21 protein-coding genes are annotated in these 23,570 nt (G+C 75.7%); 8 read left to right on the top strand and 13 right to left on the bottom strand.

Features of this window, described 5'->3' with window-relative positions; genetic code table 11:
• Positions 1-25: 25 nt before the first annotated feature.
• The 3 genes from ACGFI2_RS05310 to ACGFI2_RS05300 all read right to left on the bottom strand — a co-directional run bounded on the left by ACGFI2_RS05310 (position 26) and on the right by ACGFI2_RS05300 (position 2,809).
• The gene (locus ACGFI2_RS05310) at positions 26-835 is read right to left on the bottom strand and encodes an LppM family (lipo)protein (RefSeq protein ID WP_393510942.1); all 810 of its coding nucleotides are present in this window, start codon (positions 833-835) and stop codon (positions 26-28) included.
• Positions 836-966: 131 nt separating this feature from the next.
• The gene (locus ACGFI2_RS05305; protein ID WP_393510939.1) at positions 967-1,464 is read right to left on the bottom strand and encodes a nitroreductase family deazaflavin-dependent oxidoreductase; all 498 of its coding nucleotides are present in this window, start codon (positions 1,462-1,464) and stop codon (positions 967-969) included.
• 190 nt (positions 1,465-1,654) lie between these two features.
• A complete protein-coding gene (locus ACGFI2_RS05300; RefSeq protein WP_393510936.1) occupies positions 1,655-2,809 on the bottom strand; it encodes an FAD-dependent oxidoreductase in 1,155 nt (384 codons plus the stop codon).
• A gap of 69 nt (positions 2,810-2,878) precedes the next feature.
• Here ACGFI2_RS05300 and ACGFI2_RS05295 point away from each other — a divergent pair, with 69 nt between their 5' ends.
• Positions 2,879-3,502 carry a TetR/AcrR family transcriptional regulator gene (locus ACGFI2_RS05295; protein WP_393510933.1) on the top strand — a complete coding sequence of 208 codons (624 nt, stop codon included), beginning with the start codon at positions 2,879-2,881 and terminating at the stop codon, positions 3,500-3,502.
• A gap of 483 nt (positions 3,503-3,985) precedes the next feature.
• On the opposite strand, the gene ACGFI2_RS05290 is transcribed toward ACGFI2_RS05295, so the two are convergent.
• A complete protein-coding gene (locus ACGFI2_RS05290) occupies positions 3,986-4,975 on the bottom strand; it encodes a LacI family DNA-binding transcriptional regulator (protein WP_393510930.1) in 990 nt (329 codons plus the stop codon).
• Between the two features lie 119 nt (positions 4,976-5,094).
• Here ACGFI2_RS05290 and ACGFI2_RS05285 point away from each other — a divergent pair, with 119 nt between their 5' ends.
• Positions 5,095-6,330, top strand: coding sequence for an MFS transporter (locus tag ACGFI2_RS05285; protein WP_393510927.1), 1,236 nt, complete (start codon positions 5,095-5,097; stop codon positions 6,328-6,330).
• A gap of 91 nt (positions 6,331-6,421) precedes the next feature.
• Entirely contained in the window at positions 6,422-6,754 is a 333-nt protein-coding gene (locus ACGFI2_RS05280) for a hypothetical protein (protein ID WP_393510924.1), read from the top strand.
• Between the two features lie 65 nt (positions 6,755-6,819).
• On the opposite strand, the gene ACGFI2_RS05275 is transcribed toward ACGFI2_RS05280, so the two are convergent.
• The 3 genes from ACGFI2_RS05275 to ACGFI2_RS05265 all read right to left on the bottom strand — a co-directional run bounded on the left by ACGFI2_RS05275 (position 6,820) and on the right by ACGFI2_RS05265 (position 8,455).
• A complete protein-coding gene (locus tag ACGFI2_RS05275) occupies positions 6,820-7,524 on the bottom strand; it encodes an MBL fold metallo-hydrolase (RefSeq protein WP_393510921.1) in 705 nt (234 codons plus the stop codon).
• Between the two features lie 62 nt (positions 7,525-7,586).
• Positions 7,587-7,949, bottom strand: coding sequence for a fluoride efflux transporter CrcB (gene crcB, locus ACGFI2_RS05270; protein ID WP_393510918.1), 363 nt, complete (start codon positions 7,947-7,949; stop codon positions 7,587-7,589).
• Entirely contained in the window at positions 7,946-8,455 is a 510-nt protein-coding gene (locus ACGFI2_RS05265; protein WP_393510915.1) for a CrcB family protein, read from the bottom strand. The genes crcB and ACGFI2_RS05265 overlap by 4 nt, the downstream gene beginning before the upstream one ends.
• Before the next feature lie 239 nt (positions 8,456-8,694).
• On the opposite strand from ACGFI2_RS05265, the gene paaK reads away from it, so the two are divergent.
• Entirely contained in the window at positions 8,695-10,002 is a 1,308-nt protein-coding gene (gene paaK / locus ACGFI2_RS05260) for a phenylacetate--CoA ligase PaaK (RefSeq protein WP_393511624.1), read from the top strand.
• Position 10,003: 1 nt separating this feature from the next.
• A complete protein-coding gene (paaI, locus tag ACGFI2_RS05255) occupies positions 10,004-10,414 on the top strand; it encodes a hydroxyphenylacetyl-CoA thioesterase PaaI (RefSeq protein ID WP_393510912.1) in 411 nt (136 codons plus the stop codon).
• 111 nt (positions 10,415-10,525) lie between these two features.
• On the opposite strand, the gene ACGFI2_RS05250 is transcribed toward paaI, so the two are convergent.
• Entirely contained in the window at positions 10,526-13,012 is a 2,487-nt protein-coding gene (locus ACGFI2_RS05250) for an AAA family ATPase (protein ID WP_393510909.1), read from the bottom strand.
• Positions 13,013-13,201: 189 nt separating this feature from the next.
• Here ACGFI2_RS05250 and ACGFI2_RS05245 point away from each other — a divergent pair, with 189 nt between their 5' ends.
• The 3 genes from ACGFI2_RS05245 (at position 13,202) to ACGFI2_RS05235 (ending at position 19,246) form a co-directional block, all read left to right on the top strand.
• Positions 13,202-16,144 carry a helix-turn-helix transcriptional regulator gene (locus ACGFI2_RS05245; RefSeq protein WP_393510906.1) on the top strand — a complete coding sequence of 981 codons (2,943 nt, stop codon included), beginning with the start codon at positions 13,202-13,204 and terminating at the stop codon, positions 16,142-16,144.
• 111 nt (positions 16,145-16,255) lie between these two features.
• Complete coding sequence (locus tag ACGFI2_RS05240; protein WP_393510903.1) at positions 16,256-17,026, top strand: DUF5995 family protein; 771 nt, start codon at positions 16,256-16,258, stop codon at positions 17,024-17,026.
• Between the two features lie 123 nt (positions 17,027-17,149).
• Positions 17,150-19,246: an amino acid transporter gene (locus ACGFI2_RS05235; protein WP_393510900.1), complete on the top strand. Its 2,097-nt coding sequence runs from the start codon at positions 17,150-17,152 to the stop codon at positions 19,244-19,246.
• Positions 19,247-19,430: 184 nt separating this feature from the next.
• Here the strand turns inward: ACGFI2_RS05235 and ACGFI2_RS05230 are convergent, their stop codons facing one another.
• The 5 genes from ACGFI2_RS05230 to ACGFI2_RS05210 form a co-directional block, all read right to left on the bottom strand.
• Complete coding sequence (locus ACGFI2_RS05230) at positions 19,431-19,637, bottom strand: hypothetical protein (protein WP_091055994.1); 207 nt, start codon at positions 19,635-19,637, stop codon at positions 19,431-19,433.
• Between the two features lie 117 nt (positions 19,638-19,754).
• The gene (locus tag ACGFI2_RS05225) at positions 19,755-20,957 is read right to left on the bottom strand and encodes a low temperature requirement protein A (protein ID WP_393510897.1); all 1,203 of its coding nucleotides are present in this window, start codon (positions 20,955-20,957) and stop codon (positions 19,755-19,757) included.
• A gap of 161 nt (positions 20,958-21,118) precedes the next feature.
• The gene (locus tag ACGFI2_RS05220) at positions 21,119-21,994 is read right to left on the bottom strand and encodes a helix-hairpin-helix domain-containing protein (protein ID WP_393510894.1); all 876 of its coding nucleotides are present in this window, start codon (positions 21,992-21,994) and stop codon (positions 21,119-21,121) included.
• Between the two features lie 221 nt (positions 21,995-22,215).
• Positions 22,216-22,563: a TcmI family type II polyketide cyclase gene (locus ACGFI2_RS05215; protein WP_393510891.1), complete on the bottom strand. Its 348-nt coding sequence runs from the start codon at positions 22,561-22,563 to the stop codon at positions 22,216-22,218.
• A gap of 99 nt (positions 22,564-22,662) precedes the next feature.
• Complete coding sequence (locus tag ACGFI2_RS05210; protein WP_393510889.1) at positions 22,663-23,502, bottom strand: BTAD domain-containing putative transcriptional regulator; 840 nt, start codon at positions 23,500-23,502, stop codon at positions 22,663-22,665.
• Positions 23,503-23,570: the final 68 nt, after the last annotated feature.

Genomic DNA, 23,570 nt, shown 5'->3' with positions numbered 1-23,570 from the left:
GGTCGGCGGGCCGGTTCGGCGGGACTCAGACCGGTGGCCCGGCGGGAGGCGTCGGCGCGGCCGGTGCGGCGGGTGCGGCCGGTCCGGTGGTGGGCGCGGCCGGGCTCGCGCCCGGGCTCCCGCCCCGGGAGCGGCGCAGCAGCAGCACGACGACCACGGCGACGACCAGCAGCAGCACGACCGCTCCGGCGACGACCGGGAGCCAGGGGAACGAACCACCGTCGACCACGGCGGCGACCGCGCTGGTGGGTGGTGCCGGCGGCGCCTCGGCGACGGCCCGCAGCTCGGCCGGCTTGGCCTGGTTGGCGACCACCTTCCAGCTCACCGAGCGGCCGGTGATCGTGCCGTTGGTGTCGAGCACCCGGCCGGGGAACGTCACGGAGATCTCGAACGACATCAAGGTCATGAACGTCTGCTGGTTCCGGGGGTCCTGTTCGGCCACCTTCCCGCCGTATTTCTTCGGGTCCAGCGGGAGCGAGAAGCGATAGAGATCGCCGTCCCGAACAAGATTCACACTCTCGCTCGTGAATTGTGCCAGCGGTGTTTTCCGGTAGGCGATCTGAATGCCGTAGAAGTTGCCGTCCTCGTACCGGGTCTCGGTCCCGGCGGGAAGCGTGGGAATGTTCTGCCGCAGTTCGGCGAAGGCCACCGCGACGTCCGGGTTGCGCTGTTTGAGCACGGACTTCTCGGCGGTCAGCAGGAGCTGACCGGAGATCGTGTCGTCGGCGTTCACGGTCAACCCGAGGTTGAGCTGCATGCAGCCGCTCAGTGCCGCCACGAGGGCGAGACACACCGCGAGGCTGAATATCCGGCTGCGGCGGAGTCTCCTATTCATGCGCCCAGTGTGGGCGGTCGGGGCGGGTTCGGCAGTCAGCGATCAGCCGCCGCTTTGTCGCCGATCTTACCGGTCACCTCTCCCATTCGGACGACCCCGAGAACGGATGCGATCGATATGCTGAAAGGTTGTCATTCCTCCTTTCCCGACGCCGGCCGGTCCGCGATGATCCGGAAGACCGGGATGTCCGGGGCGACGCGCGCGAACGCGGCGAGCGGGGCGTGCCGGTCGACCGGCACGTGCGGTCGCGCGCCGGGGGCGAGCGCCAGGTGGCGACGCAGGATCGGCGGTCGGTCGGCCACGTCGACCTCGACCAGCCGGACCGCCTCCCGGCCGCCGTGGCGCAGCACCGCCCGCCCGCCGGCGGCCCGTACGTTGGCCACCCAGTTGACCCGGTCGCCGAGCATCGACACCAGGTAGCGCTCGCCCTCGAGGTCGGCGACCACCAGCGGCAGGGCGACGATCCGGCCGGTGCGCCGGCCCCTCACCTCCAGCGTCACCCAGTGTCCGGGAGCGAGCCCGGCGGCGAACTGCCGGGCGGAGAGCCCGTTCAACACCCGGGCCAGCCGGTTCGGTCGACCGTCCCGGTACATCCATCTCAGGTGCCGACGCCACAGACCCGTGCCCATGAGGGCCCCCTCTCTCTCTTCCTCCTCCAATGGGGACCCGGGCGGGCGGTGGCGACCAGGGTCGATCGACCCGACACCTCGACCTGGGTGGAGCGGCCGGACCAGGTGGCCGCCCGGGCGCCGAGGCCGCGCCGGGCGGCCGGGCCCGCTGCTGGTCGCCCGCCGAACGCCCGGCCCGGTACGTCGACGCTCAGGCGGGTGGCTGCCAGTCGGCGTACCGGGCCATGCCGCGCAGCGCCGCCCGGGACGGGGTGAGCCGGAGCACGGTGTCGCGCAGGGCGAGCGCCACCGGGTTGCGTAGCTGCTGGCCGTACCGCGCGGTGCGCAGCGCCGCCCGGGCCACGGCCTGGCTGCGTGGTCGCCGTTGCCGGTCGTACGCGGCCAGCGCGCCGGCCAGGTCCGCCGGCCCGTCCGCGCAGGCGGCGCCGAGCACGACGGCGTCCTCGATCGCCTGGCACGCGCCCTGGCCCAGGTGCGGCGTCATGGCGTGCGCGGCGTCGCCGAGCAGCGCCACCCGTCCCCGCACGTAGGTCGGCAGCGGGGTGGCCAGGTGCAGCAGGTCGGTCCGGAGCACCGCCTCCGGCGGCGTGGCCGCCAGCAGCGCCGGGATCGGGTCGTGCCAGTCGCCGAACCGGTCCCGGACCGCGGCCAGTTCGTCCGGCGCCCGGCCGCCGGGCGGCGCGATGTCCGCGGCGTACCAGTAGAGCCGGCCGTCGCCGAGCGGTACGGTGCCGAACTCACGGCCGGCGCCCCAGGTCACGGCGGTCGCCACCGGGGCGGACCAGGAGACGACCGCGCGCCAGGCGGTCGAGCCGGAGTAGGCCGGCGGCGGCAGCGTCGGCCACAACCGCCGGCGCAGCAGGCTGTTCAGCCCGTCCGCGCCGACCACCAGGTCCGCCGCGAGGTCGTGGACCGAGTCGTCCGCCCGGTAGGTCACCGACGGGGTGTCGGCGTCGACGTCCACGACGTCGACGCCGGTGCGGAGCACGCCGGTGGGCAGCGCGTGCCGCAGCAGGCGGTGCAGGGCGGTCCGGTGGATGCCGAGCGCCGAGGTGCCGAGCGTGCGTTCGAGGTCGGCGCCGTCGACCCGGGACAGCCACCGGCCGGAGCTGGCGCGCAGGCCGCCGGGGGTGTCGGGCGTGCCGTCCCGCCGGACCGCGTCGCCCAGGCCGAGCGCGTCGAGCCCGCGCAGCGCGTTCGTCATCAGCGTCAGGCCGGTGCCGAGTTCGCGGGGGCGGGCGGCCCGCTCCAGCACCGTGACCCGCCACCCGCGCCGGTGCAGTGCCAGCGCCGCCGCCAGCCCGCCGATGCCCGCGCCGACCACCACCGCGTGCGTGTCGTCCACCCCGTGCCTCCTTCTACAGATGTAGAAAGCGATACTACGCCCAACGGATCGGATCGAGGGGGAGCGGACGTGAGCGCACGGGCGGCCCGGGTGGCGTTGCTCGCCGACGCGGCGGTGGAACTGCTCGCCGCCGGTGGCATGCGGGCGCTCACCCACCGCGCGGTCGACGCCCGGGCCGGGATGCCACCCGGCACCACCTCGGCGTACCTGCGTACCCGGCAGGCCCTGATCGAGGCGGTGGTGCAGCGCCTGGCCGACCTCGACCGGGTGGACCTGGCCGCCCACGACCTGCCCACGGCCCCGACCGGGCCGGCCCCGGCGCTCGGGCCGGACGGGCTCGACCAGCTCGCCGCCGGGGTCGCGGAGGTGCTGGACCGGTGGCTCACCGCCGGGCGCAGCCGCTCCCTCGCCCGGTACGCCTGCCTGCTGGAGGCGACCCACCGGCCGGAGCTGCGCCGGATCCTGCACCACGGCAGCATCCTCCGGGTGCAGGCCCGGGAACTGCTGGCCCGGGCCGGCGCCGCCGACCCGGTCCGGCAGGGCGACCAGTTCGTGGCGTTCGTCGACGGACTGCTCTTCGACCGCCTGGTCGGCGCCGGGGCGCTCAGCGCGCCACCGCCCGGCACCCCGGCCAGCCGGGACGACCTGCGCGCCGGCGTACGCACCCTGCTGCGCGCGTTCGCCGGCGCCTGATCCCGTCCGACCAGGTGCCGCCGATCACTGCCGTCCGGCCCGCCAGGCTGATCGGCGGCGCGCTCGACCGCGCCGACGACGAGGCCGCGCTCGCCGCGCTGGAACGGGCCCGGCACGCCGACGCCGGGCGGAGCGGCTGCGCGGCGCGGTCCGGGCCGCCGGCGAGGCGCTCCGGTTCAACGTCCGGCGCCGCCGTCACCTCGGCCGCCTCCGCTCGGTGGAGGGTTCGATCCGGCAGATCGACTACGCCGTGCGCAACGTCCGCGTGCTGGCCCGGGCCGCGGTCACGTTCACCCGCGCCGCCGGGCCCGTGCCGGCCGAACCGGGCGCGAGCGTCCGCACGCTGGCCGAGGCGGTACGCGCGGCCGGCGACGCGCTCGCCGCCGACCTCAGCGGCCAGGAGGGGGTCGCCGACGGCCACGCCGCCCGGGCCGAGGCGGCGGCGCTGGAGGCGGTGCGGGGCCGGAGCGCTGACCGGCCCGGTCAGGCGCTCTCCCGGGCCACCAGCGTCGACTCGAAGGCGGTGGCCGGTGCCGCCGGCGCCTCCGTCAGCACGGCCGTGGCCGCGGCGGCGGCGATCCGGTCGACCGGGTGGGTCGCGGTGGTCAGCGCCGGGCTGCCCATCGCCGCGTACGGCAGGTCGTCGAAACCGGCGACCGCCACGTCGTGCGGCACCCGCACGCCCTGCCCGCGCAACGCGGCGATCACGCCGAACGCGGTCGCGTCACTGGCCGCGTAGATCGCGTCCACGTCCGGCCACCGGCGCAACGCCGCCAGCGCGGCCGAACCGCCGCGGGCCGCGGTGAAGTCGCCGGTCACCAGCCGAGCCGGCGAGCCCGACGCGCGCATCAGCCCCCGGTAGGCGGTCACCGACCGCTCCGCGCAGGTCAACCAGCGCGGGCCGGTGACCATGACGACGCGGCGGCGGCCGGTGGCGTACAGGTGGCGCAGCACCGCGCCGGCGCCGGCGGCGTTGTCCACGTCGAACGACGGCACGGCCGCCGAACCCCGGCCGATGGAGACCACCCGACCGTGCAGCCGGGCCGGCACCGCGTCCAGCGCCGCCTGCGTGGTGTTGACCAGGATCACGCCGCAGACACCCCGGTCGGCGCCGAGCCGGTGCAGGCCGGACGGGTCGGTCAGCGGCAGCCACTCCAGCGCCACGCCGACCCCGTGCGGCCCGCACACCCGCGACGCGGCGCTGACCACCCGGTGCACGTACGGGTCGTCGAAGATCCGGTCGTCGCGGCCCACCACGGCCACCACCAGCCGCACGCCGGCGCCCCGCACCAGCGCCCGGGCGGTCAGGTCCGGCACGTAGCCGAGGAGATCGGCGGCGGCGCCCACCCGCGCGCGGGCGCCCGCCGAGGCGAAACCGTAGCCACCGAGCACCCGCGAGGCGGTGGCCCGGGACACCCCGGCTGCCCGGGCCACGTCGTCGAGCGTGGCGGGTCGTGCGGTCGGCGTACCCATGGGTCGCATCATGCCCGGTCCGGGGCCGCGCCGGGTAAGGGGCGGGCAGGCTTGTGGTGGTAGCGCTCTCAGGTGTGCGATCGTCGTCGGGAACCATCCGGGGGAAGGGACGACCGCACGTGAGCAACACCCTCGACGCACCGGCCGCGCGGCGGCCACCGGTGCCCCGGCCGGTGCTGGCCGCCCGCACCGGCGTCGCCGTCGTCTTCGCCCTCAACGGGCTCGCGGTGGCCAGTTGGTTCTCCCGGGTGCCCGCGGTCCGGGAGGCGCTCGACCTCAACCCGGGCCGGCTCGGCCTGCTGCTGCTCTGCATGTCGGTGGGCGCGCTGCTGGCCATGCCCGCCGCCGGCCTGGTCACCCAGCGGATCGGCCCGGCGCGCACGGTGGTCGTGGCGACCGTGCTGGTCGCGCTCGGCATGACGGTGGCCGGTCTCGCCACCGGCCTGGCCGGCTGGGTGGTCGGCGTCGGCGTCGGGCTCGCCGCGTTCGGCTTCGGCTCCGGCCTGTGCGACGTGGCGATGAACGTCGAGGGCGCGGCGGTGGAGAAACGACTCGGCCGGACGATCATGCCCCGGTTCCACGCCGCCTGGAGCCTCGGCTCGGTGGCCGGCGCCGGGCTCGGCGCCGGCGCCGCCCGCCTCGGCGTACCGATCGAGGTGCACCTGCCGGTGCTGGCGGTGCTGATCCTGACCGGCACGGTGCTCGGCGCCCGGGCGTTCCTGTCCGCGCCGGCCGAGTCGACCGGCGCGGGCGAGCCGGCGGCCCGGCGACGCGCGCTGCTGGCCGTCTGGCGGGAGCCGCGCACCCTGCTGGTGGGCCTGCTGGTCCTGGTCATGGCGTTCACCGAGGGCAGCGCCAACGACTGGCTCGCGGTGGCGTTCGTGGACGGGTACGGGGTCGACGAGGCGGTCGGCGCCCTCGTGTTCGGCGTGTTCGTGGTCGGCATGACCCTGGGCCGCACCGCCGGCACGGTCGCCATCGACCGCTGGGGGCGGGTGCCGGTGCTGTTCGGCACCATCGGGCTCGCCTCCGCCGGCGCGGCGCTGGCCGTGCTGGCCGGCTCCGGCCCGCTGGCCGTGGTCGGCGTGGCGCTCTGGGGGATCGGGGCGTCGCTCGGGTTCCCGGTCGGGATGAGCGCCGCCGCCGACGACGAGGACAAGGCACCGGCCCGGGTCAGCGTGGTCGCGGTCATCGGCTACACCGCGTTCCTCGCCGGGCCGCCGCTGCTCGGCTTCCTCGGCGACCACTTCGGCGTGCTGAACGCGCTCGGCCTGGTGCCGCTGCTCCTGCTGCCCACGCTCGCGCTGGTGCCGGTGCTCCGCCCGCCGGCGGCCACCGCGCCGCCGGCCCGCTGACCGCGCGGCCCAGCCGACTCCCACCGGGCTCCCAGGCCGCTGCCAGGCGCGCGTGCTGCACTGGGACGGACGCCGAGGAGAGGAGGCGGGTATGGGCTGGTTCAGTCGGCGAGCCGCCGACCCGACGACCCCGACGAAGCTCGACCGTGAGGCGACCCCGGAGGACCTCGCCCAGCTGGAGGCGTTCGTGACCAGCCGGCGTGGGGTCGAGTTCTACCTGGAACCGGAGACCACCGCCACCGACACCACGGTGGTCGCCGTCGCCCACGACGGCGAGTGGATCCGCCGCCGCACCGGCTCGCCCCGGGTCGCCGGCAGGATCGCCCGGCGGCACGCGGTCCCGCTCTACGAGGCGGCCCGCACCGGGTACCCGGAGCGGATGCGGGCCTGGAACCGGGCCCACCCGGAACGCCGCAAACGCTGACGCCCGCGCACCGCCCAGCCTGCCGGTGCGGGCTTTCCGGCGCTCGTCGGGCGGCCTCGCGCCGCTCAGTCGCCGAGCGCGGCGCGGGCCTGCTCCCGGCGGAGCGGCTCGTCGTGCGCGGAGACGTACCACTCGACATGGTCGGAGAGCAGGCTGCGGGCCAGCTCCAGATCCGGCCCGTCGGTGGGGGTGCGCTCGTGCAGCGGAGGTGGGTACCAGCAGTCGCCGAGCAGCAGCACCCGGGAGTCCGGCACCAGCACCACCGTCGAGTCGCTCGCGTGCCCGCCACCGACGTGCCGCAGCACCACGCCCGTGGGCAGCATCAGCTCGTCGGTGAACGTGCGGGTCGGCGGCAGCACCGCGAAGCCGTCCCAGTCGTCCACGGCGAGCGCGCGGGCCCGGTAGCTGGGGCCGAGCCGGGGCTCGGCCCGCACCCGCTCCCGCAGGTGCCGGTGGCTCCACGGGCGGGCCGCCTCGGCGCGCAGCGGGGCCACGCCCGCCTCGTGCCCGACGATCTCGACGTCCGGCCAGGCGCAGGCGCCCCAGACGTGGTCCCAGTGGTGGTGGGTGTAGACCAGCCAGCGCGGCTCCGGCAGCCGGGCGGCGGCGAGCCCGGCGCGGATCTCCCGGGCGTGCGCGGGACTGTGGCCGGCATCGATCAGCACGCTGCCACGCTCGTCGGCGACGACCGCCACGGCGGGCCGGATCGCGCCCGGGTCGGGGTCGTGGGGGAACACCCAGACCCGATCGGCCAGGTGGCGTGGCTCCATGGCGGGATCCTCTCGCAGCCTGGCCGGATGCTATCGCCGTCCCGCCCTCGCCGGCTGCCCCGTCAGCCGGCGAACGCGGTGGCCAGCGCGTACCCGAGGAAGGCCGCGCCAAGCCCGGCGACCACGCTGACCAGCACATTCGCGAAAGCATGCAGGCGCGGGCCGGTGCGGGCCAGCCGCATCGTCTCGTAGCCGAGCGTGGACCAGGTGGTCAGCGCGCCGCAGAATCCGGTGCCGACGAGCGCGGTCACCCCGGGATCGGCCGGCACCGCGAGGATTCCACCGAGCAGCAGCGAGCCGGCCACGTTGACGGTCAGCGTGCCCCACGGGAACGTCGAGTCGTGCCGGGCCTGCACCGCCCGGTCGGTCAGGTAGCGCAGCGGGGCGCCGAGCGCCGCGCCGATCACGATCAGCAGCACGATCACCGGGCCGCCCCCGCCCGGCCTCGGGCGGCCAGCAGCCGGCCGGTCACCGTGTCCCCGACGGCGACGGCCAGCAGCGCGGCGAGCACGGTCGCCGCCAGGTAGGCCAGCGCGGTGCCCGCCGCCCCGGCCGTCACCAGATGTTGCGCGTCGACCGCGTACGCGGAGAACGTGGTGAACCCGCCGAGCACCCCGACGCCGAGGAACGGCCGGACCAACGGGCCGGCCGGGCGGGTGGTGAGCACCGCCATCAGCGCGCCGATCAGCAGGCAGCCGGTGACGTTGACGCCGAACGTGGCCCACGGGAAGCCGGTGGGCGGGTGCGGCACGGTGGCCTGGGCGCCGGCTCGGGCCAGCGCGCCCAGCGCGCCGCCGGCGGCGATCACGCCCAGCACCGCGGCCGGGTGCGCGGTCAGCTCCGCCCGGTCGGCGGGTACGCGGAGATCGACGTCGGGATCGACGCGGGACTCGGGCGGTCGGGTCACGGTGCCTCCCACCAGGACGGGCATCACTGGCAGGGACCGTTGGCGATGTCGCGGTTCTCCCGGCGCGTCCCGGGACGGCGGGCCCCACCGCCGGTCCAGCCCGAGCATAACCCCGCTCCCCACCCCACCCGCCCCCTCCCCACCCGCCGCCCCGTTCCCGCCCCGTCCGGCCGACGTCGCTGACCTGGCAGGACGGGCCGTACGGGCGTACGGTGATCGGCATCGCCCGGCGCGGCGTCGGGCCCGTCGCGCAGGAGGCAACCGTGCAGGACCGCACCCCTCGTCCGGACGCGCTGGATCCCGTCGAGCGGATCGGCCTCGACGAGCTGCGGGCGCTGCAACTGGACCGGCTGCGCCGGTCGCTGCGGCACGCGTACGACCACGTGCCGCACTACCGGCGCGCGTTCGACGACGCCGGCGCGCACCCCGACGACGCACGCGACCTGGCCGACCTGGCCCGCTTCCCGTTCACCGCCAAGGCCGAGCTGCGGGAGAACTACCCATTCGGCATGTTCGCCGTGCCCCGGGAGCGGATCGCCCGGCTGCACGCCTCCTCCGGCACCACCGGACGCCCCACCGTCGTCGGCTACACCCGCGCCGACCTGAACACCTGGGCGACCCTCATGGCCCGCTCGATCCGGGCCGCCGGCGGTCGCCGGGGCGACCGGGTGCACGTCGCGTACGGCTACGGGCTGTTCACCGGCGGTCTCGGCGCGCACTACGGCGCCGAGGAGCTGGGCTGCACGGTGATCCCGGTGTCCGGCGGCATGACCGAGCGTCAGGTCATGCTGATCCGCGACCTCGAGCCCGAGGTCATCATGGTCACCCCCAGCTACATGCTCGCCATCGTGGACGAGATGGAACGCCAGGGCGTCGACCCGCGCGCCACCTCGCTGCGGGTCGGCGTCTTCGGCGCCGAGCCGTGGACCGAGGACATGCGCCGGGAGCTGGAACAGCGGCTGGACATGCACGCGCTCGACATCTACGGGCTCTCCGAGGTGATGGGCCCCGGGGTGGCCGTCGAGTGCGTGGAGACCAAGGACGGTCTGCACCTGTGGGAGGACCACTTCTACCCGGAGATCATCGACCCGGTCACCGGTGCGGTGCTGCCCGACGGCGAACGGGGTGAGCTGGTGCTGACCTCGCTCACCAAGGAGGCCATGCCGGTGGTCCGCTACCGCACCCGCGACCTCACCCGGCTGCTGCCCGGCACGGCCCGCCCGATGCGGCGGATCGAGAAGATCACCGGACGCACCGACGACATGATGATCCTGCGGGGGGTGAACGTGTTCCCGACCCAGATCGAGGAGCTGATCCTGCGTACCCCCGCCCTGTCGCCGCACTTCCAGTGCGTGCTCGACCGGCAGGGCCGGCTGGACACCCTCACCGTCCACGTGGAACGGCGCGCCGGCGCCCCGGTGGACGAGGCCGAGCGCGCCGGGGCGGCCCTGGTCGAGCAGGTCAAGAACACCATCGGGGTCTCCGTGGCGGTCCGGGTGATCGAGCCGGACGGGGTGGAGCGCTCGGTGGGCAAGATGCGCCGCATCGTCGACCAGCGACGGGAGCGCTGAGATGGCCGGCGACGGAGGTCGCACCGCGGCGCACGACATGTTCGACGCCGACGTGGCATCCAAGGGGCTCGGCATCGAACTCGTCTCGGCCGGCGGCGGTGCGGCGGTGGCCCGGATGCGGGTCACCCCGGCGATGCTCAACGGGCACGCGATCGGCCACGGCGGGTTCGTGTTCCTGCTCGCCGACACCGCGTTCGCGCTGGCCTGCAACAGCCACGGGCCGGCCACCGTGGCCGCCGGCGGCGAGATCAGCTTCCTGCGCCCCGTGCGCGAGGGCGACGTGCTCCAGGCGTACGCCACCGAGCGGGTCCGGCACGGGCGCAGCGGCATCTACGACGTCACCGTCCGACGCGGCGACGAGGTGGTGGCCGAGTTCCGGGGACGCAGCCGCGTCGTCGCCCGCCAGGGGTAAGGCGGGGCCCCTTGTCAACTCATCCTGCACAGCAAGGGGCCCCGCTCAACACCTGGTACGACGCGTCCGGGTCGGAGTGGCCCCGTGCCCGCTCCGACCCGGACCCGACCCTCAGGCCGCGAGCCCGGTCGCGGCGCCCGACGCCGTCGAGGCGCGCCGGCCCCGACGTACCCGCCCGGGCGGGCGAGCGGCCCGCGCGAACGGGTACACCGGGTCGTCCACCGCGATCGGGCCGGCCGCGGCCGACGTCGTGCTGCCCGGGGCGGCCCTCGACGGGGGACCGGCCCGGGTCGCGTCGGAGCCGGCGTACCCCGGTCGGTCCGGCACTGCCGGGCCGGCGCCGGATCCGGCCGCAGGGGGTGGCGGGACGGGCGCCGGTCGGGCCCCTCCACCCGACCGGCGGTACCGTCCCGCCGCGCGCGGGCAGCTCGCCCACGCGTCGGCGTCCCACCCGGGGACGCCGATCCCGGAACCCGCCGCGGCCGCGTGGCTCGCGGCGGGGGCATCGTCCGACCGACCGGCCGCGTGTCGACCCGCGACGGCGTCCGGCCCCCCGGCGCCGGCCCGCGGACCGGCCCCTGGCCCGACGTCGGCGCCCGGCCTGATGGCGGCGCCCGGCCGGACGGCGGTCGCCGTGCTGACGCCGGTGCCTGGCCTGACGGCGCCAACCCGCGCCGCGCCGGCACCCGGGCCGGCATTGGCGCCGGCCCTGATGGCGGCGCCCGGCCGGTCGTTGGCACCGGGGCCGGCGTTGGGCGCGGGCCGGGTGGCGAGGGCGCCCGTCCGCTCGGGACGCATCGCCGCGGCCGACCCGCCGACCAGTCGCCGGGCGAAGTCCGCCCGCACCGCGCGGGGCAACCGGTGCGCGGCCAGCCAGGCGACCACCGGCTCGACGATCGTCCAGCCGACCGCGCCGACCGCGCCGACCACGGCGACCGCGCCGACCGCGCCGACCGCGGCGCCCGGGTCGACCGGGCCGGCATCGGCGCGGCGGAGCAGGCCGGTCGCGGCCAGGGCGTGCAGCGCCGGTCCGGCCTGCCCGGCCGGCCAGCCGAGCATCCGTTCGACGGTGGCGGCGCCGATCGGGCCGCCCAGTGCGGCGCCGGCCATCAGCACCGCCCGTTGCCTGCCGTTCAACATGTCCAGCCGGGCGTCCACCAGCCGGCGTACGGCGGCGGGCACCCCGGCCGGCTCGTCGGCCGGGTCGGCCGCGGCGTAGGCGGTGGCGACGCCCGGGTTGCCCCCGACCAGCGGCAGCAGCCGTGCGGCCAGGGCGCCGGGGCGGTCGGCCCGGTCGAGCAGGTGCCGCAGCAGGCGGCCGGTGTCGCGGGGGCCCAGCGGCGGCAACCACACCCGGTGCCGTCGGCCGGCCGGTCCGGGCCAGGGATCGGCCCGCCCGGCGCCGTGGGTGGTGACCACCGCCAGCGCCAGCCCGCGGTCACCGGCGGCGGCGTGCAGCTGACGCAGGAACCGGTGCAGCGCCGGCGCGGCGCGGTCCAGGTCGTCCACGGCCACCACCACCGGGCTTCCGGTGGCGCGGTCGAGCAGGAGCTCGTGGCAGGCCGTCGCGGCGCGGGCGCCCGCCGCGGCGTCGCGCGGAGCGGCGAGGAACGCGGCCAGCGCGGCGCTGGTCGCGGCCCGTCCGGCGGCGCGGCCCACGGACGATCCGGGCAGCGCGCGTACACCGGCCGGCCGGCCGACCACGTCCGGCGTGAGCAGCGCGCGGACCAGGTCGGCCAGCGGCGCGAGGTCCCCGTCCGGATACGGCGGGCAGTGCGTCACGCACCAGCGCACGGCAGCGCCGTCCACCCGCGCCACGGCACGGGTCAGCTCGTGCAGCAGCCGGCTGCGACCGCTGCCGGGCGGACCGGTCAGCGAGATCCATCGTGGACGGCGCTCGCGCAGCGCCCGGGTCACCGCGTCCACCGCTCCGGCCAGCTCGCGCCGGCGGCCCACCAGCGGGCCGCGGTGCCGGGCCGGTCGGTGCCGGGACACCCCGGTCACCCGCCAGACGTCCAGCGGCGACGCCTTGCCGGCGAGGGTCGTGGTGGCGAGTGGACGCTGTTCCACCAGGCCGGCGACCGCCCGTCGGGTGGTCGGGCAGACCACCACCCCGCCGGGCGGCGCGTACTCCTGCAGCCGGGCCGCGGTGGTGATCACCGCACCGCTGGCGGCGCCGTGCCCGCCGTCGCGGGCCCCGGTCAGGTCGACCAGCACCTCGCCGGTCGCGACGCCGACCCGGACCCGCAGCCGTGCGTCGCCGGGCGTCCGACGGTCCAGCGCCGCCTGGAGCTCCAGTCCGGCCCGCACCGCCCGGTACGCGTCGAAGCCGTCGCAGTCGGGCGCGCCGAACAGCGCCATCACCGCGTCGCCGACGTACTTCTCCACCACGCCCCGCCACCGGCGCAGCACGCCGGACACGGTGCCGAAGTAGACCCGTTGCAGCGTCCGCACGTCCTCCGGGTCGAGTCGTTCCACGAGGGCGGTCGAGCCGACGATGTCGACGAAGAGCACGGTGACGGTGCGGCGTTCCTCCGGCACCGGCCAGCGCACCGTGCTGACGGCTCCCCGACTCCCCACGGGCGTGGTGATCAACATCGCACCCACCCTTTCCCTGGTCCGGTGCCCGACGACCTCCGGACACTTTCACCACCGGGTCGTCGGGGGATCGGTAGGACGACGTATGTCGAGCACGCGCAACCGTTAGTCGTGTTGTCGACGCGAGGAGTACGAGTGGGGCCCCGAGGCCGTAGAACGGTGCGGGGACCTGTGACTAGGCTGCGTCACATGGCCAGCGACCCGGACACCGCACCGCTCGTCGGTCGCACCGGGACCCTGGCGACGCTGCGGTCGGCGCTGCTCGACGACGTCGCGCCCGGGCAGACCGCCGCGGTGTTCCTCACCGGCGAGAGCGGGGTGGGCAAGACCCGGCTGCTCGGCGAGGTGGGCGATCGGCTGCGGCAGGCCGGCGCCCTGGTCCTCACCGGCACCTGTCTCGACATCGGCGACGCCTCGCCGCTGCACCCCGTGCGCCAGGCGCTGCGCCGGCTCGACGCCGACCTGGCCGAGGCGCGCACCACCTCGGCGGTCCGCGGTCTGCTGCAGGTCTTCGACGAGGAGACCCCCGGCCCGGACGGTGCGGGCGCGCTGCTGGAACGGGTCGCCCAGGGGTTGCACCTGGTCGCCGGCGGCCGGCCCCTCGTGCTCGTCCTCGACGACCTGCAGTGGGTCGACCGGAGCACCCGCCAGCTCCTGCTCTACCTGCTCGCCGGCCTCGGTGACCTGCAGCTGTCCGTGCTCGCCGCGATCCGCGCCGAGTCGCTGCGCGGCGCGCACCCGCTGCGCCGGGTGCTCACCGAACTGCGCCGGCTGCGCTCGGTCCGGGTGGTCGACCTGCTCCCGCTGGACCGGGCCGGCACCGACGAGTTGGCCGCCGCGATCGTCGGCGCGCCCCTGCCGCCGGAGGCCGCCGACCAGATGTGGCAGCGCAGCGGCGGCAACCCGTTCGTGGTGGAGGAGCTGGCCCGCGACCGGCGCGACGGCCGCGACGGCCTCTCCGACACGTTGCGCGAGGTCTTCCTGGACCGGGTGGACGCGTTGCCCCAGCCCGCGCACGCCGTGGTGCAGGCGGTCGCCGCCGGCGTCGAGCCGGTCGAGCACTGGCTGCTGGCCCAGGTCGTCCGGTTGCCGGAGGACGAGCTTCTCGACGCGGTGCGCGAGGCGGTGGCGCACCGCCTGCTGGTCGGCGCGGACGACGGCTACCGGCTGCGGCACCGGTTGGTCGCCGAGATCCTGGCCCACGAGTTGCTGCCCGCCGAGCGGGCCGCGCTGCACCGCCGCTACGCCGAGGCACTCACCGCGGTCCCGGCCGAGCTGCACCAGGCCCGGCTGGCCCATCACTGGCGGCAGGCCGGCGAGCCGGCCCGCGCGCTGCCGGCGACGATGGCCGCCGCCCGCGAGGCGGAACGGCTGCACGGGTACGCCGAGGCGCACCGCCACTGGTCCGCCGCGTTGACCCTGGTGGCCACCCCGACCCCGGTGCCGCCGGACGGCAGCCGGCCGCCCGAGCCGGTCGAGGTGGACCGGGCCGAGCTGCTCAGCCACGCCGCCGAGGCCGCGCACCACAGTGGAGAGCACGCCCGGGCGCTGACCCTGCTGGAGGAGCTGTCCGCCGACCCGGCCGGCCCGCCGGCCTGCGCGTTGCACATCCGGCGGGCCCGCTACCTGGCTGCCGCCGGCCGTTCCGCCCCGGCCGAGGAGGAATACCGGCGGGTGCTCGCCTCGGCCGACTGCACGCCGCACGAGCGGTGCGCCGCCGCCGCCCGGCTGGCCGAGCTGCTGCTGCACCTGGGCCGCTACGCCGAGGCCGGCGGCCAGGCCCGGGAGGCCCTCGACCTGGCCGCCGGGGTGCCCGGCTCCACCTCCGAGGTGGTGATGGCCAGCGCCGCGCTCGGCTTCAGCGAGGCGTTCCTGGAGGATCCGACCGCCGGGCTGGCGGTGATGCGGCGGGCGCTGGAGACCGCCGAGCGCTCCGGTCGACCGGAGGACGTGGCCTGCGCATACCTTCACCTCGCCGAGTTGCTCACCGGGCCGCTGAACATCCTCGAGGAGGGGGTGGTGGTGGCCCGCCGCGGCGCCGAGCGCGTCGCCGAGCTGGGCCTCGGCCGCACCTGGGAGACCCGGCTGCTGGCGGTCGCGACGAACGGGCTGTTCCGGGTGGGGCAGTGGGCCGAGGCGGAGAAGGTCGTCGCCGCCGCGCTACGGCACCGGCCGTCCGGGGCGGACGCGGTCGAGCTGCTGCTGGCCCGGTGCCGGCTCTCCGTCGGGTACGGCGACGTCGAGGCCTCCGACCGCGACCTGGAGGCGGTCGCCACGGTGCTGGCCGGCGGCGGCGCCCGGCACGTGCTGCCGATGCTGATCCTGCGCGCCGGACTGTTCATGTGGCAGGGCCGGCACGACCTGGCCCGGCAGGCCGTCCAGCGGGGCCTGACCGAGAGTCGCTCCGACGACGTGATCGTGCTGGCCACGCTGGCCTGGCACGGGCTGCGCGCGGAGGCGGAGGCGACGGCCAGCCGCACGGTCGAGGTGGACCCGACCGCGGTGCGCCGGCTGCGGGAGGCGGTCGACCGGGTGACCCGCAAGAGCGGGCAGGCCGGCGCCCCGGTGCGTTACGTGGCCGACGGTTTCCTGGCGCTCTGCGACGCCGAGCTGAGCCGGCTCGACGACGGCCGGGGCGACCCCGAGCTGTGGGGCCGCTCGGCCACCGAGTGGGACCGGCGCAACCATCCCTACCCGGCGGCGTACTCGCGGTTGCGGCAGGCCGAGGCGCTGCTGGCCCGGCGCAGCCGGGTGGCGACCGCCGGCAAGCTGCTGCGCCAGGCCCACGCGATGGCGCAGTCGCTCGGCGCGGTGCCGCTCAGCGCGGAGATCCGTACCCTGGCGGGTCGGGCCCGGGTCACCCTGGACGACGCGCCGTCCCCCGCGCCGGTGCCCCGGCCGCGGGCGGCGGCGCCCGCGGCGCCGGCGGTGGACGAGACGGCGGTGCTGACCGCGCGGGAGCGGGAGGTGCTCGCCGCGGTCGCCGAGGGGCTGACCAACAAGGAGATCGGCCAGCGGCTGTTCATCAGCGAACGGACCATCGGCGTGCACGTGTCGCACATCTTCGACAAGCTCCAGGTGCGTACGCGGGTGCAGGCCAGCGCGATCTTCCTGCGTAACCGACCGGAATAGACGTACGTCGGTTATACGTCGTTCTACTGATCCGGCCCGTCCACGGTGGCTGTCAGGCTGTCCGACGGAATCGGGTGGCGTCGTGGGGGCGCCGACCATCGTGGAGGAGAGATGACCGAACCGGTCTGGGGTCCCGTGCACCAGGACATCGTCGGGCTGCTCGCCGACCACCCCGCCGACGTGCCGGCGGTCGTCGACCATCTGACGAAGCTGCAGGACCTGCTGGTCCGGCTCCCGCCGCTGGAGGCGAGCTGCCCGCTCGCCGACTTCAACAAGCTCTACCTGGTCATCACCAGCACCGTGCTGGACGGCCTCTACGAGGACCGGTTCGTCGACCCGGCGTTCCTGGCCCGGCTCGACGTGGACTTCGCCGCCCGCTACTTCGAGGCGCTGCGGTTCTGGACCGACTCCAGCCCGAGCACGCCGCGGGCCTGGTCGTGCCTGTTCAAGCGGATGCGTGGCCCGGATGCCCGGCCGCTGCCGTCGGCGGCCGCCGGCGTCAACGCGCACATCAACTTCGACCTGCCGTTCGCGCTGGTGACCACGCTGGAGAGCCTGGAGTCGGAGCCGGTCGACGGCAGCGACCAGCACCACGACTACCTGGAGATCAACAAGATCTTCGCGGAGCGGATCCCGGAGCTGCGCCGGGGCTACCTGGACCACTGGCAACTCATGCTCGACATGGTCAACGGCGACATCGACGACTGGTACCAGGGCGAGCTGGTGGAATACACCCGCAACGTGGCCTGGCGCAACGCGCAGAAGATCTGGCGCTGCCGCCACGACCCGCACGCCCGCGAGTGTGAGCGGACGCGGCTGGACGACAACGCCGCGCTGCTCGGCCGGCTGCTGCTGTCGCCCCTGGGGGCGTTCCTGCAGTAGCCGGGACGGGGGGTCCCCGTGTCCCGCCGTCCGGGCGCGGGACACGGGGACGCCGTCCCTCTCGTCGCTGGTTCGAACGGCATTCCGCCGGGCCGCGACCCGGGTACCGCCTACCGTCGGGTCATGGCGCAGGCACGGGACGGGGAGCAGCCCCGGCGTACGCGGGACCGGCGCCGCGAGGCGCACGCCGCCGCCGCGGCCCGGGCCGGTCGCCACGCCGAGCCCGGCGACGGAGCCGCCCGCGCCCCGGGCGCGCTGCCGGAGCGGGTGGAGACGCCGGCCCGGCCGGCGGCGCCCGCCGACCGGCTGCACCGGTGGCTGTTCCAGCACCGGGTCGAGCCGGTCGGCCCGGAGATCCGGGAGCACCAGACGCGGGCGCACCCGTGGTGGCAGGTGATGTGCCTGACCGGGGTCGACTACTTCTCCACCCTGTCCTACCTGCCGGGCATCGCGGCGGTCGCGGCCGGCGCGCTCAGCCCGCTGGCCACCCTGCTCATCGTGGCGCTGACCCTGCTCGGGATGCTGCCCATGTACCGGCGGGTGGCCGGGGAGAGCCCGCACGGGCAGGGTTCGGTGGCGATGCTGGAGCGGCTGCTGCCGTTCTGGCGGGGCAAGGTCTTCGTGCTGGTGCTGCTCGGCTTCGTGGCCACCTCGTGGATCATCACGATCACGCTCTCCGCCGCCGACGCCAGCGTGCACCTGCTGGAGAACCCGATCCTGCCCGCGTCGTTCCCGCACGACGCCACGGCCGCGGTGCTGGTCACCGTGGTGCTGCTGCTGGTGCTCGGCGGCGTGTTCCTGCTCGGCTTCAGCGAGGCGGTGCAGGTAGCCATCCCGCTGGTGGCGGTCTTCCTCGCGTTGAACGCGGTGGTGGTGGTCGCCGGCCTGGCCGAGGTCGCCGCCGACCCGGGGGTGCTCAGCGACTGGACCGGCCGGCTGACCCGGGTCGGCGGCGCCGGCGACGTGCTGGCCACCAGCGTGCTCGCCTTCCCGCTGCTGGTGCTGGGCCTGTCCGGCTTCGAGACCGGGGTGAGCATGATGCCGCTGGTCCGGGGCGACGGCGAGGACCCGGAGCAGCGGCTGACCGCCCGGATCCGCAGCACCCGGCGGCTGCTCACCACCGCCGCGCTGATCATGTCGGTCTACCTGGTCGCCACCACGTTCGTCACCACCGTGCTGATCCCGCCGGCCGCGTTCGCCCCCGGTGGGGCGGCCAACGGCCGGGCGCTGGCGTATCTCGCGCACGCGCGCCTCGGCGAGGCCTTCGGCACCGTCTACGACATCAGCAGCGTGCTCATCCTCTGGTTCGCCGGCGCCTCGGCGATGGCCGGGCTGATCAACATCGTGCCGCGCTACCTGCCGTCGTACGGGATGGCGCCGGAGTGGGGGCGGGCCGTCCGGCCGGTGGTGCTGGTCTACACCGCGATCAGCATCGCCATCACGGTCGCGTTCTCCGCCGACGTCAACGCCCAGGCCGGCGCGTACGCCACCGGCATCCTGGCCATGATGGTCTCGGGCGCGATCGCGGTGACCATTTCGGCGCTGCGCGCCCGGCACCGGGCCGCCGTAGCGGGATTCGCGCTGCTCACCACCGTGCTGTTGTACGCGCTCGCGGAGAACGTGGTGGAGAAGCCCGACGGCATCACCATCTCCGGGTTCTTCATCGCCGGCATCGTCGCGGTCTCGCTGATCTCCCGGGTCACCCGGACCACCGAGCTGCGCGCCGAGCGGATCGAGTTCGACGGGCCGGCCCGCCGGTTCGTCGACGAGTCCGTCGTCCGGGACGGGCGGCTGCACCTGATCGCCAACAAGCGGCAGAGCGGATCGGTGAAGGAGTACCGGGTCAAGGAGCGGGCCCAGCGGTCGATGAACCCGGTGCCGGGCGCCGCCGACGTGATCTTCCTCGAGATCGACGTGAGCGATCCGTCGCAGTTCAGCCAGGTCCTGCGGGTGCACGGGGTGGAGGTGGGCGGATACCGGATCCTGCGGGCCCGCAGCCCGGCCGCGCCGAACGCGATCGCGGCGGTCCTGCTCGCGCTGCGCGACGCCACCGGGGTTCGGCCGCACTGCCATTTCGAGTGGTCGGAGGGCAACCCGATCGCGCACCTGCTGCGCTACCTGATCCTGGGGCGCGGCGACACCCCGCCGGTGGTCCGCGAGATCATCCGCAAGTCCGAGCCCGATCCGACCCGCCGCCCCGGCATCCACGTCGGCGGGTGAGAGGTAAGGAAGGGCCCCCGGTTGACGCATCCGGTAGAGGAGGGGCCCCCTGCTGACACGCCGCCGAAACCGCAGACCAGTCTCCTAGGATGCCGTGGCGGTGGTGACGTCCGGCATCCGGGCACGGAACGGCCCGCGCTCGCCGAGCGGGCGCGGGCCGGGGAGGTGCGGGGGTGCGGCGACCCTACTTGGACGGCTCCGGCAGCTTGCAGTCGATCTTCGGGTTGGCGCCGATGTAGTTCAGCGGGCCGGCCACGATGGTGACCAGGATCGTGCCCGCCTCCGCGCAGTTGGTCTCGTCGTTGCCGTAGTAGCCGCGCTGCCCGGCCGCGATGGCGCCGATGATGAGCCAGATGACGACCAGGACGCCGAATATCGAGGTGCCGCGCATCAGTTGCCTCCACTGGGGTTGTGGTGGATTCGAGGTGGAGGGCATGTACCCCGCGCGGGTGATCCGCCAAACGGCGTACCGCCGCGGCGCGGCCGATTCCGATTACCGAGGGCCGGCTCAGTGCGGTGGCGACGGCTCCTCGGGCGGGCGGCCCCGACTGCGCCGGTGGTCGGCGGCGGCCACCCCCGCCAGCACCAGCATGGCCCCGAGGGAGGCGTACACCGGTGCGAGGAACACCAGCGCCGGCGCGATGCTGAGCAGCGCCAGCACGCCGCCGGGGCGCGACAGCGACACCCGGCTGAACACCTCATACTCGAAGGCGGCCCGACCGGCCAGGAACAGCGCCGGCCCGCCGAGGATGACCGCCAGCCAGGCCGGCGGGGTGTGTCCGGTCGGCTCCAGCAGCACCAGGTCGAAGCCGGCCGCGGTGGTCACCACCCCGGCCACCATCAGCAGATGGGTGTACGGGGCGGTGTTCAGGAACCGGCTCGGCTGGTTCGACCGCGCGATGGCGTCCGGCAGCAGCTCACCGGACTTGTGCACGTAGATGCGCCAGAGCAGCAGCGTGGTGGCGAACGACATGGCGAACGCGGCGATGTTCTCCACCTCGGAGTGGTGCAGGCTGAACACGGTGCCGGCGACCAGCACGGCGTCGCCCAGCGCGATGATGAAGAACTGCTGGTAGCGCTCGGAGAGGTGCTCGGCGGTCACGTTGCGTTGGGCGTCCGGCACCGAGCCCAGGCCGGGCACCGGGTAGGCGAGCCGGAACCCCAGGTAGTCGATGGCCAGCGCGCCGGCCCAGCACCACGTGCGGGCGGCGCCCTGCGCGGCGACCGCCCCGACCAGCCAGGGCACCGCCGACACCGCGAACCAGACGAAGATCCGGGTGGCTCGGCGCCGGGTCTGCGGGTGGCGCCGGACCGCCGGCATGAGGAACAGCCCGCGTCCGAGATGGATCGCCACGTACGTGCCGGCGAAGACCAGCCCACGGGCGCGGAACGCCTCCGGGATGGCGGTGGTCATCAGCAGCGCGCCGAACATCACCGCCACCACCAGCAGTTTGATCTCGGGGCGCTGCGGATCGTAGAGGTCGGTGACCAGCGTGGTGATCGCCCACGTCCACCAGAGGGCCATCAGCATGATCAACGACTCGGCGGCCCGCCCCCAGCCGACCCCGCCGACCAGGTAGCGCGAGATCAGGGCCAGCGCCACCACGTAGACCAGGTCGAAGAAGAGCTCCAGCAGCGTCACCCGGCGCGGTGCCTCGGGATCGCGGACCGGGGGTCGCGGGCCGGCGGGCTCCGGCGTTGCGGTGGGCACGAGCTGCTCCTGCGGTGGCGGGATCGTGCGGTGGGACGTCCCTTCACCGACGGTAGCGACGGCCGTGCCCGCCCGTCGGCTTTCCGGCATTCCCGCCGCCGCCGAGAACAGGTCGGGCCGGTGCCGACCCGTCGGTCGCCACCGGCCCGGAGCGGGTACGGCTACTCGGCGCTCGCCGGGAGCACCTGCTCGGCGTCCGCGCGGGCGCCGGCCAGCACCTTCGCCTGCTGCGGCCAGGTGGCCAGGCCGGGCGCGGCGCGCAGGCCGGCGTTCTTCACGGTTTCCCGCAGCGCGGCCTCGTCCAGCTCGGCCAGCTGCCGGTAGGTGCGGATGCCGGCCTCCTGCAGCGCGGCGGCCAGCTTCGGCCCGATGCCCTGGATGCGGCGGAAGTCGTCCGGCGCGTCGTTCTCCGCCGAGGCCCGGGGCGCCGGGACGACCGGCGTGAGCGCCGGCTCGGTGACGGCCGTGGTGGCCGTGGTGGCCGTGGTGGCCGGCTCCGCCACCGCGTCGACCGGTGCCGGCGTCGTGTCGGCCGACACCGGCGCGGCAGCGGCGGCGACGGGCTCGGCCGGCACCGGCTCCGGCTCGGTCGTGGCGGCGACCGGCTCGGGGGTGGCGATCGGCTCGCGCGCGGCGACCGGCTCGGGCTCGGTCACCGGCTCGGGGGTAGCGACCGGCTCGGCGGCGGTGATCGGCTCGGGCTCGGTTGCGGCGGCGGGCTCGGGCTCGGCGGTGACGACGACCGGCTCGGCGTCGGTGGCGGTGGCGGGCTCGGCCTCGGCGGCCGGGGTGGTGTCCGCCTCGGCCGGGGCGGGCCGGTCGGTCACGGCGGCGGGCGCCGGCGTCTCGTCGACCACCGCCGCGGGCTGCGGTTCGTCGACCGTGGCGGTCACCTCGGTGGCCGGGGCGGTGGCACCCTCCACCGTGGGCGCCGAGGTGTCGGCGCCCCTCCGGCGGCCGAGCACCACCCAGCCGGCACCCACTCCGATGAGCAGGGCCAGGATCACGAGCAGCCACTGCCCGAAGCTCGACGGCATGGCCAACCTCCTTCTATGTACGTGTACGACAGTCACGAGAAAGCTCGGGGCAGCTTCGCACACGTGCGCGCGGGGCGACAGGCAGGTCGGCGTCAGGACGTCGGTGGTGGGACCGGCCGCGCCGGCCGGTGGCCAGAGGATCACCGTGGGTGGGGAGGGCGCCCCGGGACCTGGGTGCCGTGCGCGGTCCCGGGGCGCCCCCGTCGGTGGCCCGGGGCCGGTCAGCCGATCCGGTCGGGCGCGGGCAGGTCGGCGGAGTCCCAGCTGTAGAAGCAGCCGGCCACGGCGTCGCGGGGCGAGTGCCAGGTCGGCAGGTACGGCGAGGTGTGCGCGGACAGCCGTTCGTTGACGCGCTCGTAGATCGGGTGGTCGTGCAGCTCGGCGGCCACGTCCGGGGCCACGTCGACGGTTTCCATCAGATGGACGCACAGGTCGTGCAGATAGTACAGCGACCGGTGCCGGACGCCGGTGAGCCGGGGCAGCTCGGTCGCGTCGGACTCGGCGAAGATCTGCGCCACCCGGCCCTGCGATCCGGGAACGATCCGGCTGACCACCAACAGTCGACTCATCGCAGACCCCTTCCGCCGCGCTGCCGTCGCGTCGACCCCCGCCCCGGACGGCGTCGGTCGTCGTGCCTCCACCGTGGCGGCGCGGGTGTCACGTCGCCGTCACGGCGTACCCCTGGGTATTGATGGCGGTGGGGTGGTCGCGCCGCGCGGCTTCGGCGCCGGGCCGCGCGGCGCGGCGGCGGTGGTCCGGCCGCCGGGCCGCCGCGGCGGCTCCGGGCGGCTGGCCCGGCGGATCGGCGCGAGGGTGTCGTCGAGCAGGGCGGTCATGGCCGGGGACGGTTCCAGGCGGAGTTCGCGCAGGAGCAGGTCCCGGTAGACGTAGAAGGAGTGCACGGCCTCGAACGCGTTGCCCTCGGCCAGGTGGATGCGGACGACGAGGCGGTGCGGGGTCTCCCGCAGCGGCTCGGCCGCCATCGCCTCCAGCGCCGCCTCCAGCGCCTCGCCGTGGCGTCCGGCGACGAGGTGGTTGCCGGCCAGCTCCTCCAGCATGTGCAGGCGTAGCTGGCGCAGCCGTTCCCGTTCCAGCAGCACCCAGTCGTCGTACCAGCCGGGGAGCAGGTCGTGCCGGCCGGCGCCGGTGACGCCGCGGGGGACGGCGCCCTCGCGTACCCGGGCGGCGGCCTCCACCAACTCGTCGGTGTCGAGGTGGACGGTGGGGCCGAGGCGGACGGTGTCACCGTCGGTGCGCAGCGGGCAGCACGGGTCCTGACGCAGCCGCCACAGCGCGGTACGCAGCGAGGAGAGCGCCCGTTCCTCGGGGTTCTCGGGCCAGAGCAGCCCGGCGAGGTGGCTGCGGGTGGCGCCGGGGCGCAGCCCGATGAGCGCGATGACGCGTTGCAGGCCGCGGGGCACCACCACCGGCACGCCGTCGTGCAGCAACTGGAAACCGCCGAGCAGGTGCAGCGCCACCCGGGGGGCGTGGTCTCCCGCCGTCGGCATCCTCGACCCACCGGACACGGCGCACCCCCCACCACCGGGAACCAGCGTCCCGACTGTCCTGTCTGCCC

Origin of the sequence: Micromonospora sp. NPDC049282, from assembly GCF_043197045.1 — a bacterium.
Taxonomy (GTDB): domain Bacteria; phylum Actinomycetota; class Actinomycetes; order Mycobacteriales; family Micromonosporaceae; genus Micromonospora.
Note: the sequence above shows the minus strand (reverse complement) of the source record. Positions and strands in the feature narration are given on the sequence as shown.

What these genes read in the sequence shown, in the direction of transcription:
- ACGFI2_RS05250 (WP_393510909.1), bottom strand. Translation starts at nt 13,012, where the DNA reads ATGTTGATCACCACGCCCGTGGGGAGTCGGGGAGCCGTCAGCACGGTG.
- ACGFI2_RS05290 (WP_393510930.1), bottom strand. Translation starts at nt 4,975, where the DNA reads ATGGGTACGCCGACCGCACGACCCGCCACGCTCGACGACGTGGCCCGG.
- ACGFI2_RS05275 (WP_393510921.1), bottom strand. Translation starts at nt 7,524, where the DNA reads ATGGAGCCACGCCACCTGGCCGATCGGGTCTGGGTGTTCCCCCACGAC.
- ACGFI2_RS05215 (WP_393510891.1), bottom strand. Translation starts at nt 22,563, where the DNA reads ATGAGTCGACTGTTGGTGGTCAGCCGGATCGTTCCCGGATCGCAGGGC.
- ACGFI2_RS05240 (WP_393510903.1), top strand. Translation starts at nt 16,256, where the DNA reads ATGACCGAACCGGTCTGGGGTCCCGTGCACCAGGACATCGTCGGGCTG.
- ACGFI2_RS05265 (WP_393510915.1), bottom strand. Translation starts at nt 8,455, where the DNA reads ATGCCCGTCCTGGTGGGAGGCACCGTGACCCGACCGCCCGAGTCCCGC.
- ACGFI2_RS05235 (WP_393510900.1), top strand. Translation starts at nt 17,150, where the DNA reads ATGGCGCAGGCACGGGACGGGGAGCAGCCCCGGCGTACGCGGGACCGG.
- ACGFI2_RS05310 (WP_393510942.1), bottom strand. Translation starts at nt 835, where the DNA reads ATGAATAGGAGACTCCGCCGCAGCCGGATATTCAGCCTCGCGGTGTGT.
- ACGFI2_RS05305 (WP_393510939.1), bottom strand. Translation starts at nt 1,464, where the DNA reads ATGGGCACGGGTCTGTGGCGTCGGCACCTGAGATGGATGTACCGGGAC.
- paaI (WP_393510912.1), top strand. Translation starts at nt 10,004, where the DNA reads ATGGCCGGCGACGGAGGTCGCACCGCGGCGCACGACATGTTCGACGCC.
- ACGFI2_RS05210 (WP_393510889.1), bottom strand. Translation starts at nt 23,502, where the DNA reads ATGCCGACGGCGGGAGACCACGCCCCCCGGGTGGCGCTGCACCTGCTC.
- ACGFI2_RS05245 (WP_393510906.1), top strand. Translation starts at nt 13,202, where the DNA reads ATGGCCAGCGACCCGGACACCGCACCGCTCGTCGGTCGCACCGGGACC.
- ACGFI2_RS05220 (WP_393510894.1), bottom strand. Translation starts at nt 21,994, where the DNA reads ATGCCGTCGAGCTTCGGGCAGTGGCTGCTCGTGATCCTGGCCCTGCTC.
- ACGFI2_RS05280 (WP_393510924.1), top strand. Translation starts at nt 6,422, where the DNA reads ATGGGCTGGTTCAGTCGGCGAGCCGCCGACCCGACGACCCCGACGAAG.
- ACGFI2_RS05230 (WP_091055994.1), bottom strand. Translation starts at nt 19,637, where the DNA reads ATGCGCGGCACCTCGATATTCGGCGTCCTGGTCGTCATCTGGCTCATC.